This window comes from Nocardia cerradoensis NBRC 101014, assembly GCF_000308535.1.
Lineage (GTDB): Bacteria > Actinomycetota > Actinomycetes > Mycobacteriales > Mycobacteriaceae > Nocardia > Nocardia cerradoensis.
This window is the reverse complement of record NZ_BAFW01000167.1, coordinates 1-15,310: the sequence shown is the minus strand read 5'-3', so window position 1 is coordinate 15,310 and position 15,310 is coordinate 1. Positions and strand designations below refer to the sequence as shown.

17 protein-coding genes are annotated in these 15,310 nt (G+C 69.5%); 11 read left to right on the top strand and 6 right to left on the bottom strand.

Features of this window, described 5'->3' with window-relative positions; all coding sequences use genetic code 11:
- The 6 genes from miaA to ON23_RS17545 all read left to right on the top strand — a co-directional run.
- Positions 1–912, top strand: a 912-nt coding sequence (gene miaA / locus ON23_RS17570) for a tRNA (adenosine(37)-N6)-dimethylallyltransferase MiaA (protein WP_051042812.1), incomplete at its 5' end; no start/stop codon positions are given.
- Positions 909–1,739 carry a TrmH family RNA methyltransferase gene (locus ON23_RS17565; RefSeq protein ID WP_051042811.1) on the top strand — a complete coding sequence of 277 codons (831 nt, stop codon included), beginning with the start codon at positions 909–911 and terminating at the stop codon, positions 1,737–1,739. The genes miaA and ON23_RS17565, both read left to right, overlap by 4 nt.
- A 27-nt stretch (positions 1,740–1,766) precedes the next feature.
- The gene (dapF, locus tag ON23_RS17560) at positions 1,767–2,684 is read left to right on the top strand and encodes a diaminopimelate epimerase (protein ID WP_174376495.1); all 918 of its coding nucleotides are present in this window, start codon (positions 1,767–1,769) and stop codon (positions 2,682–2,684) included.
- Positions 2,685–2,778: 94 nt separating this feature from the next.
- A complete protein-coding gene (gene hflX / locus ON23_RS17555) occupies positions 2,779–4,377 on the top strand; it encodes a GTPase HflX (protein ID WP_039779478.1) in 1,599 nt (532 codons plus the stop codon).
- 77 nt (positions 4,378–4,454) lie between these two features.
- On the top strand, positions 4,455–5,369 hold the full coding sequence (locus ON23_RS17550; RefSeq protein ID WP_223273224.1) for a lysophospholipid acyltransferase family protein: 915 nt from the start codon (positions 4,455–4,457) through the stop codon (positions 5,367–5,369).
- A gap of 152 nt (positions 5,370–5,521) precedes the next feature.
- Entirely contained in the window at positions 5,522–6,667 is a 1,146-nt protein-coding gene (locus ON23_RS17545) for an acyl-CoA dehydrogenase family protein (RefSeq protein ID WP_039779477.1), read from the top strand.
- 67 nt (positions 6,668–6,734) lie between these two features.
- On the opposite strand, the gene ON23_RS17540 is transcribed toward ON23_RS17545, so the two are convergent.
- The 4 genes from ON23_RS17540 to ON23_RS17520 form a co-directional block, all read right to left on the bottom strand.
- Complete coding sequence (locus ON23_RS17540; RefSeq protein ID WP_039779474.1) at positions 6,735–7,346, bottom strand: UdgX family uracil-DNA binding protein; 612 nt, start codon at positions 7,344–7,346, stop codon at positions 6,735–6,737.
- Between the two features lie 24 nt (positions 7,347–7,370).
- The gene (locus ON23_RS17535; protein ID WP_039779472.1) at positions 7,371–7,928 is read right to left on the bottom strand and encodes a type 1 glutamine amidotransferase domain-containing protein; all 558 of its coding nucleotides are present in this window, start codon (positions 7,926–7,928) and stop codon (positions 7,371–7,373) included.
- 28 nt (positions 7,929–7,956) lie between these two features.
- Positions 7,957–8,220, bottom strand: coding sequence for a hypothetical protein (locus tag ON23_RS17530; RefSeq protein WP_036503210.1), 264 nt, complete (start codon positions 8,218–8,220; stop codon positions 7,957–7,959).
- 441 nt (positions 8,221–8,661) lie between these two features.
- Positions 8,662–9,309 carry a flavodoxin family protein gene (locus ON23_RS17520; RefSeq protein WP_051042810.1) on the bottom strand — a complete coding sequence of 216 codons (648 nt, stop codon included), beginning with the start codon at positions 9,307–9,309 and terminating at the stop codon, positions 8,662–8,664.
- 142 nt (positions 9,310–9,451) lie between these two features.
- Between ON23_RS17520 and ON23_RS17515 the strand changes: the two genes are divergently transcribed.
- Genes ON23_RS17515 through ON23_RS17505 form a run of 3 tightly spaced genes read left to right on the top strand, consistent with a single transcriptional unit; the run spans position 9,452 to position 11,435 of the window.
- Positions 9,452–10,546 carry an iron-containing redox enzyme family protein gene (locus tag ON23_RS17515; RefSeq protein WP_083904044.1) on the top strand — a complete coding sequence of 365 codons (1,095 nt, stop codon included), beginning with the start codon at positions 9,452–9,454 and terminating at the stop codon, positions 10,544–10,546.
- Positions 10,547–10,573: 27 nt separating this feature from the next.
- Complete coding sequence (locus tag ON23_RS17510; RefSeq protein ID WP_039779471.1) at positions 10,574–11,224, top strand: HemK2/MTQ2 family protein methyltransferase; 651 nt, start codon at positions 10,574–10,576, stop codon at positions 11,222–11,224.
- Positions 11,208–11,435, top strand: coding sequence for a CDGSH iron-sulfur domain-containing protein (locus ON23_RS17505; protein ID WP_039779469.1), 228 nt, complete (start codon positions 11,208–11,210; stop codon positions 11,433–11,435). The genes ON23_RS17510 and ON23_RS17505 overlap by 17 nt, the downstream gene beginning before the upstream one ends.
- A 13-nt stretch (positions 11,436–11,448) precedes the next feature.
- Here the strand turns inward: ON23_RS17505 and ON23_RS17500 are convergent, their stop codons facing one another.
- A complete protein-coding gene (locus ON23_RS17500; protein WP_051042809.1) occupies positions 11,449–12,972 on the bottom strand; it encodes an MFS transporter in 1,524 nt (507 codons plus the stop codon).
- Between the two features lie 166 nt (positions 12,973–13,138).
- Here ON23_RS17500 and ON23_RS17495 point away from each other — a divergent pair, with 166 nt between their 5' ends.
- Positions 13,139–13,570 (top strand): hypothetical protein, encoded by a 432-nt coding sequence (locus tag ON23_RS17495; RefSeq protein ID WP_039779468.1) that lies wholly within the window; start codon positions 13,139–13,141, stop codon positions 13,568–13,570.
- Here ON23_RS17495 and ON23_RS17490 read toward each other — a convergent pair.
- Positions 13,567–14,268 carry a TetR/AcrR family transcriptional regulator gene (locus tag ON23_RS17490; protein ID WP_167331867.1) on the bottom strand — a complete coding sequence of 234 codons (702 nt, stop codon included), beginning with the start codon at positions 14,266–14,268 and terminating at the stop codon, positions 13,567–13,569. The two genes, ON23_RS17495 and ON23_RS17490, sit on opposite strands and share 4 nt — an antisense overlap.
- A 104-nt stretch (positions 14,269–14,372) precedes the next feature.
- Between ON23_RS17490 and ON23_RS17485 the strand changes: the two genes are divergently transcribed.
- On the top strand, positions 14,373–15,310 hold a 938-nt coding region (locus tag ON23_RS17485), incomplete at its 3' end, for a phosphatase PAP2 family protein (RefSeq protein WP_167331866.1).

The window sequence follows — 15,310 nt, the reverse complement described above, 5'->3', positions numbered from 1 at the left end:
ATCGCCGTCATCGGCCCGACCGCGACCGGAAAGTCCGATCTGGCACTGGAATTGGCGAGTCGCCTCGACGGTGAGATCGTCAACATCGACGCCATGCAGCTGTATCGCGGCATGGATATCGGCACCGCCAAACTGCCGCCGCGGCAGCGCCGCGGCATCCCGCACCACCAGCTCGACGTGCTGGAGGTGACCGAAACGGCCACCGTCGCCGCCTATCAGGCCGCGGCCTCCGCCGACGTCGAGGACATCCGCGCGCGCGGCCGGGTGCCGGTCATCGTGGGCGGTTCGATGATGTACGTCCAGGCACTGCTCGACGAATGGGAATTCCCGGCCACCGACATCCGCGTCCGCGAGAAGTGGGAGGGGGTTCTCGAACGCGAGGGTGTCGCGGCCGTCCACGCCGCCTTGCGGACGGCCGATCCCGTTGCGGCGCAGACCATTCTGCCCACCGACGGACGGCGGATCGTGCGCGCGCTCGAGGTGGTCGAACTCACCGGCCGCCCGTTCGCCGCCTCGCAGCCGCAACGCGGCACGCCCCGCTGGAATACCACGATCATCGGCGTCGACCGTGAGACCGCCGAACTCGACGCGCGCATCGAGACTCGCACCGAGACCATGTTCGCGCAGGGGCTCGTCGACGAGGTGCGGGAACTGATCGGCCGCGGCCTGCGCTCGGGGCTGACCGCACGCCGGGCGATCGGATACGCACAAGTCCTGGCTCATCTCGACAACGAATACGACCTGAGTCATGCGCGTGAGCGCACGCTGATCGGCACCCGCCGCTACGTGCGCCGGCAACGCTCGTGGTTCCGCCGTGACCCGCGCGTGCACTGGGTCGACGGCGCCGATCCGCGGCTGGCGGATTCGGTACTGGCCCATGTGCTCGACGAACAGGAATCGATTCGGCAGTGACCCGCCCATCGACCACCCGCAACGCCTCCGTGGGGGAGTGGCGCGCCTATCTCGGCAACCGCGCCCGGCGCCGCAGCGACGGCCGCTTTCTCGTGCACGGCCGGGAACCGATCACCGCGGCCGTGGCGAACGGGTGGCCGCTGGAAGCGGTGCTGTACCGCCTCGGCGCCCCGCTGCCGCCGTGGGCTCGCGAGGTGCTCGACGACGACGCGGTGCCGGCGATCGGACTGGTCGGCGACGCCCTCGACGAACTCGCCGAACCCGATAGTGGCACACCGGAACTGGTGGCCCTGGCGCACACCCGCAGCCGGGACGGGTCGGAGGTCCGGCTCGATCCGGCACATCCGGTGGTCGTGATCGATCGCCCGTCCTCCGCGCTACGGCTGGGCAGCGTGCTGCGCACCGCGCACGCCTTCGGCGCCGCAGCGGTCGTGATCAGCGGATCGGGCGCGGACGAATACGACCCGCGGTGTGTACGCGCCTCGGCCGGAGCGCTGTTCGCGGTGCCCGTGGTGCGGGTGTCCGGGCCGGCGGCCGTGGCCGAATTGCGGGCGGGTGCGAAAGTCCCGGCCCGGCTGGTCGGTGTCGGGGCCGGACCCGGTGACCGGCCGGTCGACGCACACACCTTCGCGGATGCGACGATCATGGTGTTCGCCGACGACGGCGAGCTGGACGCGCGGTGGCGCGACGCATGCGACGGGATGGTGCGGATTCCGGCGGGTGCGATGCCGGTCACCCCCTGCGCCGTGTCGGTCGTGCTGTACGAAATATCCCGGCAGCGCCGGGTGTCGGTATCGAGGGTGAACGCCGGCGCGGCCGGCGAATAGTGCGGGACAGGTGGAGGATCGACGTCGATGAGCGAGCAGCAGCGGGTGTCCGGCGCGGCCGATATCGAGTTCAGCAAGGGCCACGGGACCCAGAACGATTTCGTGGTGCTGCCGGACTCCGACGCGCGCCTGCGCCTGGCGCCCGAGACCGTCGCCGTGCTGTGTGACCGGCGCCAGGGCATCGGCGCCGACGGTGTGTTGCGCGTCGCCCGGGCGGGGGCACTGGTGGAGCGGGGCGAGCTGGCCGGACTGCCCGACGATGTGGCCGCGACGGACTGGTTCATGGACTACCGCAACGCCGACGGGTCGATCGCGGAGATGTGCGGCAACGGCGTCCGGGTCTTCGCCCACTACCTGCTCGCGACCGGGTTGCAGCGGGAGACCGAATTCGTGGTCGGCACCCGTGCGGGTGCGCGTTCGGTGGTCGTGCACTCTTTCGACGAGGTACTCGGCGAGGTGACCGTCGGTATGGGCCGGGTGCGGATGCTCGGCGAATCCACCGCCACGGTCGCCGGCAGCGCGCTGCCCGGGGTCGGGGTCGACGTCGGCAATCCGCATCTGGCCTGTGTCGATCCGGAGCTCACCGCCGACGGTCTGGCCGCACTCGACCTCACCGTGCCGCCCGGATTCGATCCGGAGCTGTTCCCGCAGGGCGTGAACGTGGAGATCCTGACCGCGCTCGCCGAGGACGGCGCGGTGCATATGCGGGTCTACGAACGGGGCGTCGGCGAAACCCGCTCCTGCGGCACCGGCACGGTCGCCGCGGCCGCCGCGGCGCTCACGCGTGCGGGGATCGATCCGGCGACGGAGTCCGCGCAGGTGCGGGTCCGGGTGCCCGGCGGCGCGGTCACCGTGGGCATCGATCACGGGCAGGCGTGGTTGCGTGGCCCCTCGGTGCTGGTCGGTTCCGGACACCTCGCCGGTGAGTGGTGGGCCGGCGCCTGAATCCGTGTGAGCTGCGCCGTACCGGGCCGTTCCCGGCCGGGGCCGGAAATATCCGAGTGCGCCGGGTGGTTGTGGCGTGGGACCATGGAGGTGTATGAGGAAATCACAAACGTACGAGTTCACCCCGATCGAGCAACTCGACTCGGACACGGACTACGCGGACCAGGACTACAGCATCGGCGATGACGACGCCGATACCGGCGTGACCGATTACGACGCCGACGAGACCGAAGGCGGCGGTTACTCCGGCAACGGCTGGGCCGCCGAGCCCACGGTCGGTGAGCTGCAACTCGACGAACGCAGCGCCTTGCGTCGTGTCGCCGGGCTCTCGACCGAACTCACCGACATCACCGAGGTCGAGTACCGGCAGCTGCGACTCGAGCGGGTCGTGCTGGTCGGTGTCTGGACCGAGGGCAGCGCCGCGCAGGCCGACGCCAGCATGGCCGAACTGGCCGCGCTCGCCGAAACCGCCGGCTCCCAGGTGCTCGACGCGCTGATCCAGCGCCGCGACAAGCCCGATCCCGCCACCTACATCGGCTCGGGTAAGGCCGACGAACTGCGCTCGGTGGTACTCGAAACCGGCGCCGACACGGTGATCTGCGACGGTGAGCTGACTCCCGCGCAGCTGAACGCGCTGGAGAAGGTCGTCAAGGTGAAGGTCATCGACCGCACCGCGCTGATTCTGGACATCTTCGCCCAGCACGCCACCTCCCGCGAGGGCAAGGCGCAGGTATCGCTGGCACAGATGGAGTACATGCTGCCGCGACTGCGCGGCTGGGGTGAATCGATGTCACGGCAGGCCGGTGGCCGCGCCGGTGGAGCGGGCGGCGGTGTGGGTACCCGCGGCCCCGGTGAGACCAAGATCGAAACCGATCGCCGTCGGATCCGCGAGCGTATGGCCAAACTGCGCCGCGAGATCAAGGAGATGAAGACCGCACGCGACACCAAACGGTCGCGGCGCACCTCCAGCGGCATTCCGGCGGTCGCGATCGTCGGCTACACCAACGCCGGAAAATCCAGCCTGATGAACGCCCTGACCGGTGCGGGCATCCTGGTGCAGGACGCCCTGTTCGCCACCTTGGATCCCACCACCCGGCGCGCGGCGCTCGACGACGGCCGCGAGGTCGTCTTCACCGACACCGTCGGATTCGTCCGGCATCTGCCGACGCAGCTGGTGGAGGCGTTCCGCTCCACTCTCGAGGAGGTCACCGGCGCCGATCTGCTGTTGCACGTGGTCGACGGTTCCGACGCGCTGCCCGATCAGCAGATCAAGGCCGTGCGTGAGGTGATCACCGATGTACTGCGTGAGCAGGGCGAGGGCTCCGGACCGCCGGAGTTGCTGGTGGTGAACAAGATCGACGCGCTGGACGCGACGCAGCTGGCGCATCTGCGTGCCCAGTTGCCCGGGGCGGTGTTCGTCTCGGCCCGCACCGGACGTGGAATCGACCAGTTGCGCGAACGGCTGGCCGAGATCCTCGGCGGGCTCGATGTCGAGGTGAGTGTGCTGCTCCCGTACACTCGTGGTGATCTGCTCGCGCGCATCCACTCCGACGGCCGCATCATCAGCTCCTCGCACGAGGAGGGTGGCACGCGGGTGCGGGCCCGGGTTCCCCGGGCGCTCGCGCCGACTCTGTCGCAGTATGCGCACGCGGGCACCATCGGCAGTGCGGAAGCAGCGGGGCCTTCGCACTGAAGCTTTCGTAGTCTGTGTGCCACAGTCGTTTTCGGTAGAATCGCGTCTTTCACCGAACGGCTGCAGGGAGGGTGCAAATGTCCGGGACCGAGTCCACGCCTGTCGATGTCATGCCCGACGACTCCACCGCCGAGCGCTCGCCGGTGGAGTCCGTACGGCAGCTCAGTGACGGCGCGCCGTTGCGAATGACGGTGCCCGCCATCGATCTTCGGATTTTCGACGCGCTGTCCACGCCGGTGCGGCTGTGGAACAGCCCGGTCTTCCACGGCCTGGACAACATTCCCGAGACGGGCCCGGTCATGCTCGTCGGCAACCACACGCTGCTCGGCGGCGTGGACGCGCCGCTGCTGGTGCACGAGATCTACCACCGCACCGGACGGGTGGTGCGTGGCCTCGCGGAGAACGTGCTGATGCGGGTCCCGCCGGTGCGCGAGCTCGTGCACCGGATCGGCAGCGTGCGCGGTTCGCGCGACAACTGCCGCACCCTGCTCGACAACGGTGAGGCGGTCATCGTCTTTCCGGGCGGCGGCCGCGAGGCGATGCGTCGCAAGGGTGAGAAGTACCACCTGAAGTGGGAGGGCCGCACCGGCTTCGCGCGGATGGCGATCGAGGCCGGCGCGCCGATCCTGCCGACCGCGATGATCGGCGCCGACGACGTGTTCGACGTGGTCTTCGACGGCGATCATCCGGTGATGAGCCCGCTGCGCTGGACCGTCGAGGCGCTCGGTATCCGCGGCAACCTCACCCCGCCGCTCATGCGCGGCATCGGCCCCACCGTGGTGCCGCGGCCCGAACGGTTCTACTACTCGATCGGTACGCCCATCGAGACCACGCCGTGGCAGGACGCCACCGATCTGGACGCCGCCGCCGCGGAATTGCAGCAGGTGGTGCACAAGGCGCTGGAGGAGGAGATCACCGCCCTGCTGGCCGAGCGCGATCGTGACCGCGGCCGCACGCTCTGGGGCCGGGTTCGCGGCGCCGTGGGGCTCTAGAGGTTTACCCGCGTTCAGGGTGCGCAGAGACCGCCCTCCGAAGCTTTTCGCACAGGTAAGCGACTTTTTTCGGATCTGAAGTGAACCGCGATTCCCCTTCCGGGTACCGTATGTGGCAGGCGAGTTGCCGATGTGGTCACTAGGAGGTTGGCGTGGAGCGCACCCTTTTCGAGCCCGAACACGATCTGTTCCGGGAGTCCTACCGTAAATTTCTGGATCAGCATGTCGCGCCGCACCATGCCGAGTGGGAGCAGTCCGGGGTCGTGGATCGGCAGCTCTGGCTCGAGGCCGGTAAGCAGGGGTTCCTCGGCATGGCGGTGCCCGAGGAGTTCGGCGGCGGCGGCGTGAAGGATTTCCGCTACAACGCCGTGATCACCGAGGAGACCACCAAGGGCCAGTACTCGGGGCTGGGCTTCTCGCTGCACAACGACGTGATCGCGCCGTACCTGCTGGAACTGGCCAACGACGAGCAGAAGCAGCGCTGGCTGCCCGGGTTCTGCTCCGGTGAGATCATCACCGCCATCGCCATGACCGAGCCGGGCACCGGTTCGGACCTGCAGGGCATCAAGACCCGCGCGGTCAAGGACGGCGACGACTGGGTCCTCAACGGCGCCAAGACCTTCATCACCAACGGCATCAACTCCGACATCGTGATCGTGGTCGCGCAGACCGATCCCGAGAAGGGGGCGATGGGCTTCTCGCTGCTCGTCGTCGAGCGCGGCATGCCCGGCTTCGAGCGCGGCCGCAACCTGGACAAGATCGGTCTCAAGGCGCAGGACACCGCCGAGCTCAGCTTCACCGACGTGCGGGTTCCCGGCAAGAACCTGCTCGGCACCGAGGGCATGGGCTTCATCCACCTGATGCAGAACCTGCCGCAGGAGCGGATGTCGATCGCTGTGATGGCCGCCGCCGCGATGGAAGGCTGCCTGGAGACCACCATCCAGTACGTGCGCGACCGCAAGGCCTTCGGCAAACCGATCGGCGCCCAGCAGAACACGCGCTTCGTGCTGGCCGAGCTGGCCACCAAGACCACCGCGGTGCGCGTGCTGGTCGACCGCTTCATCGAGGCCCTCAACGCCGGCACCCTCTCGGCCGAGGATGCCGCGATGGCCAAGTGGTGGAGCACCGAGGAACAGCTCGACCTGATCACCAAATGCCTGCAGCTGCACGGCGGTTACGGCTACATGCGCGAATACCCGATCGCCAAGGCGTACATGGACGCGCGCGTGCAGACCATCTACGGCGGCACCACGGAGATCATGAAGGAAATCATCGGCCGCTCCTTGAAGCTGAGCTGACGCACCTCGGCTGACCGTCTCCGGCGGCAACGGCCGCCGCCGGACATCCGGCGGCGGCCGTCTCGTGTCACAGTGCGGTGGCCGCCTCGGTGAGGTCGGCGACCAGACCGTCGTAGGCCTCGGCACGATCGGGAGCCCGCAGCGCGGCGGCCGGATGGATGGTGGCCAGCGCACGGAGATCGTCGTGCGCGATCAGCCGCCCGCGGTCGCGGGTGATCCGGAAGTCGGGGCCGAAGACCGCCTGCGCCGCCACCGCGCCCAGGCAGACCACCAGCTGTGGTCGGATCGCGTCGAGTTCGGCGGTCAGCCAGGGCGTACACGCGACGATCTCGGTGCGCCCGGGCTTCTGATGGATGCGGCGCTTACCGCGCTCGGTGAATTTGAAATGTTTCACCGCGTTCGTGAGATAGACGGTGTCGCGGTCGATTCCGGCATCGGCGAGGGCGCGGTTCAGCAGGGCTCCGGCGGGGCCGACGAAGGGATGTCCGGCCAGATCCTCACGGTCGCCGGGTTGCTCGCCGATCATCACCATCGGGGCGTGCGGCGGGCCCTCCCCGAAGACGGTCCGGTTCGCATGCTTGTACAGATCGCAGCCGTGACATCCGCAGGCGGCCTCGCGAAGTCGCGCGAGATCGGTGGTGTCCGGCACGAATTCCGCTGCGCCCGGGGCCTTTACCATGACCGCGCCGTCACCTTTCCTTCGTCACTTCGCGCCCACTTCGGTCTCGATCGCGGAACAGAACGCGTCCAGATCGCGCGGATTGCGGGAGGTGATCAGCGTCCAGCCGTCCTGCGTCCGGACCACCTGTTCGTCGACCCACTGAGCGCCCGCGTTGCGCACATCGGTCTGCAGCGACGGATACGAGGTCATGGTCTTGCCGCGGATCAGATCGGCCTCCACCAGCAGCCACGGGCCGTGACAGATCGCGGCGATCGTCTTTCCGGCGTCGGCGAAACCGCGCGCCAGGTCGACGGCCTCCTTCGTGGTGCGCAACTTGTCGGCGTTGACGGTGCCGCCGGGCACCACCAGCGCGTCGAAATCACTCACCGACACCGAGGCCAGATCGGTGTCGGGGTCGACGGTGGTGTCGGCCTCGGTGTCGTGGACGAAGGTCTGCACCGCGTCGGTGGACGGGGCGGCGTGGGTGACGCGAATACCGTTGTCGCGCAACTGCTTCAGCGGCTCCAGTAGCTCGTCGCGTTCCACACCGGTCTGCGAGGTCACCACCAGGACGGCGGGCTCTCGGTCGGGTCGGCTCATCTCGTCTCCTTCTCGGGCTCGCGGGCGCTCAGGCGCCCTGCAGGCGGATCAACGTGTTGAGTAGTTCGGCCTGTTCGGCCAGTTCGTGCTGGTCGGGGTGGTTGCCGATGCGGTCGGCCAGTTCGGGACGCCGGATCAACTCCAATCCGTCCTCGCCGCTGTCGGTGGCGAGCCGCACCCGGCCCTCCGACAACACCAGGCGGGTGCCGGGGCTGCCCGCGTCCAGCAGCATCCGCAGATCCTCGGCGGTGACCTGCGGATGCGTTCCAGGGGTCTGCTCATCGGATGTCATGTCCGGCGGGTGCCCGGCCGGCAGCGGGCGAAACACCGGCCGGCGGAACCGGGGGCCGGGGGTCGCGACCGGGTACATCCGGGCCGGGATCAGGTGCGGGTCCGGGGATGGGCCGACCGGGATCCGGAGGCGGCTCGGGGGTCGGTTCCGGCGGGACCGGCCGACCGGGATCGGGCGGCGGATGACCGGGAATCGGATCGGGGCTCGGGCCCGGAATCGGCCGGCCCGGTTCGGGCGGGCGGCCCGGAACGGGATCGGGTTCCGGAATCGGCGGGCGCGGATCCGGGTCCGGGATCGGATGTTCGGGCGTGGGATCCGGAATCGGCTGCGGCGGAACCGGTTCCGGAATCGGAGGTTCGCCGGCACGCAGTCGCGGTCCGGCGTTGTCGGTGTACATGTCGACTCCTCGAACGATGATGATCGGCCGCGCGGTGGCCGGCGCTAGGACGACGGATAGGCCGGGTAGGGCGCGGCCTTCAGGGTCCGCGCCAGATGCGCGGCATTGCGCGCCATACCCGCGGTGGTCGTCGCGACGGCCTCGGGAGTGTTGTCCAGGTCCAGATAGTCGACGCCGCTCATCGCCTCGCCGTTCCAGTAGGTGCAGCCCTGGGCCGGCACGGTGAAGCCGATGTCGTTGAGCGCCTGGAACGTATCGGCGCAGATCTTGTGCGCGCCGTCCTCGTTGCCGACGACGGCGGCGATGCCCACCTTGCCCACCATGGCGGGCCGGTTCTCGTCGTCGGTGACCGAGAGTTCGGCGTCGAGGCGTTCCAGTACGCGCTGAGCGACCGAGGACATGTGGCCCAGCCAGGTGGGTGTGGCGACCAGCACGATGTCGGCGGCGCTGATCTGCTCGCGCAGCTGCGGCCACTGATCGCCGTCGCCTTCGTCGGCGGTGATGCCGGGGCGGATATCGAGGTCGACGGCGCGCACGGTCTTGCCCGTGACGCCGTGGTTCGACAGTTCGCGCAGGACCTGCTCGGCGATCAGCTCGCTGCTCGATCGATCCGGCGACTTCTTCAAGGTGCAGCTGATCGCGATGGCGGTGAGGTCGTCCCCGGGAGCTCGGGAACCGGTCGGGTCGTTCACAATGTGCTCCTTTCGACGGGCGACAGGATGCTCTGTTTCGCGCATACCCGCCGATCCGCGGTCGAACCTGGCCCGCCGGCGCCGCCGATCGAACCGGCGCGGGCCGCCGATTGAGGCGCCGAGCACCGGGTATGCGGCGCCTATGGAGATTCCGCACCCCGACGTGCGCCGAACATCCGGCCACCGCCCCCTCTCGGCGTCCCGGCATCGGCCCACCCCGGCGCCGGTGACGGTGAATACCGGCGCGCCGCCGCTACCGCAGCCGCGCGGCGAACTCTCCGCAGGCATCTGCGCCCTGCTCGGCGGCACTGCCTGCCATGTCGATTTCGATACCGCGAACGCCGATCCGTACGGCGAGGATCTGCAGCTGGCACTGCACCTGTGCTACGAATTGCATTACCGCGGTTTCGATTCCGTCGATCCCCGGTGGGAATGGGATCCGAAGTTGCTGCGCATGCGCGCCCACCTCGAGGACCGCTTCCTGGCCGCGATGCGACGCGATGTGCCCGGCGGCGACGACCTCGACGGCGAACTCGACGATCTGCTCGTCGAGCCGGTCGAGGGCGCGGGCGTCGGGCATTTCCTGAACGAGCAGGGCCAGTGGTGGCAGGTGTGCGAATACTTCGCGCACCGCTCGATCTACCACCACAAGGAGGCCGACCCCTACGCGTGGGTGATTCCCCGGTTGCGCGGTCAGGCGAAGGCCGCGCTGGTCGCCGTCGAATACGACGAGTTCGGCGCCGGTCGCGGAGAGGACGTCCACGCTCAGCTGTTCGCCGACCTGCTGGCCGGCGCCGGCCTCGACAACACCTACCTGCACTATCTCGACGCGGTCCCCGCGCCGATGCTGGCGCTGGTGAACATGATGTCGCTGTTCGGCCTGCACCGGCAGTACCGCGGCGAGCTGGTCGGGCACTTCGCGAGCGTCGAGATCAGCTCGCCACCCGCGTCGCGCCGCATGGTCGACACGTTGCGGCGGTTGGACGCGCATCCGGCGTGCGTGCGCTTCTACGCCGAACATGTGGAGGCCGACGCGGTGCACGAGCAGGTGATGCGCCGCGACGTCATCGGGGACCTGTCGGCCCGCGAGCCCGAGCTGATCGCACCGATGGTCTTCGGCATCCAGGCGACGACATTGCTGGAGAACGCCATCGACCGGCACATGCTCGACAGCTGGTCGGCCGGGCACAGCTCGCTGCGCGACCCGGAGGCGATCCCGCGAGATCGCGCGGGTTGATCATCGGAAGGCGGGTATTCGGCAATCATGAGACTGTTCCGCGCACCGGGTGTCTACGCCCCGACAGCCGATACCGGACTGCTGATCAGAGCGCTGGGGGCCGCCGCCATCCCGGAGGGATCCAAGGTGGTGGACGTGTGTACCGGCACCGGTGCCGTGGCTATCGAAGCGGGACGCGCCGGTGCGTCCGCGGTCACCGCGGTGGACATCTCGCGCCGGGCGCTGGCCTCGGCGTGGCTCAACAGCAGGTTGCACGGGGTACCGCTGGAACTGTTGCACGGCGATTTCGGCCGGGTGCTGCGCCGGCGGACGTTCGACGCGGTGCTGGCCAATCCACCCTACGTGCCGGGGCCTTCCGAGGCCCCGGCACGCGGCCGGGCACGGGCCTGGGAGGGCGGACCGCACGGCCGGGCGCTGCTGGACCCGTTGTGCCGGCTGATGCCGGAGTTGTTGCGGACCAAGGGAATCGCGCTGATCGTGCATTCGTCGCTGTGCGATCCGGATCTGACCGTGCGCCAATTGCGCGACGGGGGGCTCAAGGCCGCGATCGTCGTCCGCGAAACGTGCGAATTCGGGCCCGTGCTGCGCCGGCGCGCGGACTGGCTGGAGCAACAGCGCCTCATCGAACCGGGGGCGCGGCAAGAGGAGCTGGTGGTGATTCGTGCCGATCGAGAATGACGACCCCGCACCCGGTCCGGGCCGCCGCACCCGGGTCACGCTGACCAAGGACGGTCCGGCGCTCGTCGAGGGCCCGGTGGAGTTGGTGACCGACGACGGCCGCGTGGTGCGCTGCGATCGGTTCGTGGTCGCGGTGTGCACCTGCCGCCGCTCCGGAATCTATCCGCTCTGCGACACCACCCATCGCCGTCATCGCCGCAAGCGCGGCTGACCGCGCACTCGGGTCAGTGCCGCGGTGTCACGCTGGTGTGCCGCGGGATCAGGATCGCGGTGAGAACCGCGACCGTCGCCACCACTCCGGCGGCCGCGTACGAGGTGATCGTGAGCGCGGAATCGAATGCAGCCGAGGCCATCTCGTGCACGCGTGCCCCGAGTTCGCCGCCGATATCGCCGGCCACCGCGATCGCGCCGCCGGCCGATTCACGAGCCGTCTCGCCTTGGGCCCCGGCCAGCGGAACGTCGCTCATGTAGTGAGTGAACAGCGCGCCGTGCACACTGCCGAGCAGCGCCACTCCCAGGCCGTTGCCCAATTCGTAGCTGGTCTCCTCGACCGCGCCGCCCTGTCCGGCGCGTTCGGCCGGCACCGAGGAAACCAGAACCGCCGCGGCGGCGGTGACCGCGATGCCGTCGCCGATGCCCAGGCAGACCAGTACCAGCGCCACCACGGCGTAGCTGGTGGGCTCCGGCGAGATCGCCAGCACCGCGAATCCGGCGGCGAGGATGAGCAGACTCGTGACCATCACCCCGCGCACCCCGGTCCGGCGCAGCAGTGCCGGTGTGGCCAGCGAGCCGATCAGGGTCGCGGCCGCGGCGGGCGCCGTCCGGATACCGGCCTCGGCGGGGGAGTAGCCGTGAATGTACTGCAGCCACAACGAGATCAGGAACAGGGCGGCGCCGATCGCGATCATCGCCATCAGTGTCGCCAGGGCCGCGGCCAGGAAGACCGGGCGCCGGAACAACCGGATGTCGAGCAGCGGATCGATCAGCCACAGTTGCCGTCGCGCGAACCAGAACAGCATCGCGAGCCCGGCCAGCAGGACGCACACGTTCACTACGATGTCCTCACCGCGCGCGAGATGTTTGACGCCCCAGACGAATCCGACGATGCCGAGCACCGACAGCGGGACACTCGGCCAGTCGAACGCGGTGGTAGAGGGCGCTCGGTATTCGGGCAGCAAACCGATGCCGGCCGCCAGCGTGAGCACCACCACCGGCACATTGATCCAGAACGCCGCCGCCCAGCCGAAATGTTCGACCAGAACGCCACCGACGATCGGACCGACCGCCGCGCCGACCCCGGCGATGGCCGCCCAGATCGCGATGGCCCGGGTGCGTTCGTGCGGATCGTCGAAGATGTTGCGGATCAGCGAGAGCGTCGAGGGCATCACCATCGCGCCACCCACCGCCAGAAGTACCCGCCCGCCGATGAGCTGACCGGTGACCTGAGCGGTGGCGGCGACCATCGAAGCGACGCCGAACAGCGCGAATCCCGTCAGGAACAGCCGCTTGCGGCCGATCCGGTCGCCGATCGCGCCGAAGGTGATGAGCAGGCCACCCAGGACCAGACCGTAGATGTCGACGATCCACAACTGGGCGACCGCTCCCGGCTGCAGATCCTCGATCAGCGAGGGCAGCGCGACGTTGAGCACGGTGGCGTCCATCGCGACGAGGAGCAGGCTCGCGCACAAAACCGCCAGCATTCCCCAGCGCCCGCGTACCGGTGTCGCCGTCCGGTTCCGGTCGATCATCGGGCCTCCCGATTGCCGAAGCAGCTCCTGCTATTTTCCGGCAATCCTACAAATCCGGAATCGATGACCAAGGTCCCGCGCGGTGGGGACCTTGGGCCCTGATTCGGCGATCGCGCGGCTGTTGAGCTGAGGGGCCGACAGAGACGGGTGAGGTGGCGCGACGGTCATGATGTTCGCCGACGTCCGCGACCCGGACGGTATCCGTGCGGTCTACGCCGAGCGCGGACTGCTGGTCACGATGATCGGCCCCCGCCCACATCTGGTCACCGGTGGCCGATTCGGCCTGGTAGCCATGCCGAATCGCTTGGGGCACAGGGTGATCGACGCCCTGCCGGTCTGTGGTCCCGTACTCGGGCAGCCACGGTCGCGGCGCCTGGCTTTCGTGGTGGCCTCGCCCGCCCCCGACCCGCCGCTGGCGCTGCTGCATCTGCTCGGGCTGCACGCTGTCGTGGTGGTCGCGCCGGGCCGGTGCGTGGCGCTGCCGTGCCACGACGGCGCCGGCCGGTCGGTGCTGTGGGTGAACGAACCGCGCCGGGATGCCGCGGCCCCGCGCGAAGCGGTGATCATCGACGTGGCCCTGCGCCTGGCACAGGGCTAGTGGGCCGCCGCGGCGGCCTTGCGCAACCCGTCGAGGATGAGGTCCAGGCCGTACAGATATTGCTCCTCGCCGCCGCCGTGGGTGATCACCAGCTCCGGCATCAGATCGGCGATCGTCGGATGGGCCACCGGATCCAGCATCTGCAGGCGGCTGGGGATGTTCTCGCCGCCCCGCCGCGCCGGAGCGAACACGTGGCGCAGCGCCGAGCCGAAGGTGTACTGCAGCAGCACCACGTATCCGCGCGCGGTCTCCTGCCGGCCGAGCCCGGCCGCCCGTAACTGGGAGAGCACCAATTCCAGTGCGGCCGTGGCGGTATCGGCGAAATCGCCGTCGCTGTCGGGTTTCACCGCGAGTACCCGCAGCACCGCCGGGCGTTCCACGAGCAACCGGTACAGCGCCTGGCAGCAGGCCCGCACGCGGTCGGCCCAGTCGCCGGAGACGGCCGGGGGATGGAAGCTGTCGAGCACTTGGTCGCGCGCGGCCTGTAGCAGTTCGTCCTTGCTGCGGAAATAGGTGTAGAGCGTCATCGTGCCGACGCCCAGTTCGGCGGCGAGGGCACGCATGGAGATGCCCTCGCAGTCGGTGTCGTCGAGCATGCGCAGCGCGGCGTCCACGATCGCCTCGGCGCTGAGCGTATGGCGCGGTACTCGGCGGCGGCCGCCCCCGGTGCGGGTTCGTCGGGCGGGCTCAGATGTCACGGCAACGTCTCCGGTCGGGATGAAATCCGGTCTCGACGCCATTGTAGTATGCACGTACGACGTACCGTACGTTGTACGTCAGCCCTCGTCGTGGAGGTCGGGTCGTGGCTGCAACAACCATCTCGGGTCCGCTCGCGCAGGTTCCGGCGCGAGCCGGGGGCTGGTTGCGGGAAGTGGTGCTGGTGGTCGTGGTGTATTTCGCCTACGACGGGGCCCGGCTGCTGGTCGGCAGCGGTCTCGACCACGCCCGCCGCGACGCGCACGCGCTGCTGCGCATCGAGGACCGGCTGCGGCTGGACCCGGAACTGTGGCTGAACCGGATCTTCGCCGGCCATTCCTGGATCGCGATACCGGCCGACTTCGCCTACGCCACGCTGCACTACGTCGTGACTCCCGCGATCCTGATCTGGATGTGGTGGGCGCATCGCGAGCAGTACCGGGCGGCTCGCACCCAACTGGGCATCGCGACGGCCGCGGGACTGATCGGTTTCGTCGCCTTGCCCACGGCGCCACCGCGCCTGCTGGAGGACTCCCGCGGCTTCGTCGATGTGATGGCCCTGCACGCCTCGGTGGGCTGGTGGCAGGGCGATGCCAGCACACCGCGCGGATTGGATTCGCTCACCAACGATTTCGCGGCGATGCCGAGTCTGCACGTCGGCTGGGCGCTGTGGTGCGGGCTGATGCTGTACCGCTTCGGCCGGACGCCGCTCACCCGGTGGGCCGGGGTCGGCTATCCGGTTCTGATCACGCTCGTGGTGATCGGGACCGCGAACCATTACCTGCTCGACTGTGCCGCCGGTGCGGCCCTGATCCTCGCCGCCGGCTACGCCGCCGCACCGTATCTGCGTCTCTGCGACGCGGCGGCCGACGGCATCCGCGTCTGGTGGGCGATGCTGCGAGCGAATTCCCCGGGGCCCGCGTGGCGCGGTGCCGTGGTCGCCGCGTTCGCGCCGGGCGCGGTCGCGGGGCCGGCGCTCGGAATCGGCGCCGGTCTGGCGGTGGCCGTGCCGGAGCCGGCCGAGGAGCCACCCGTGCGCGGACC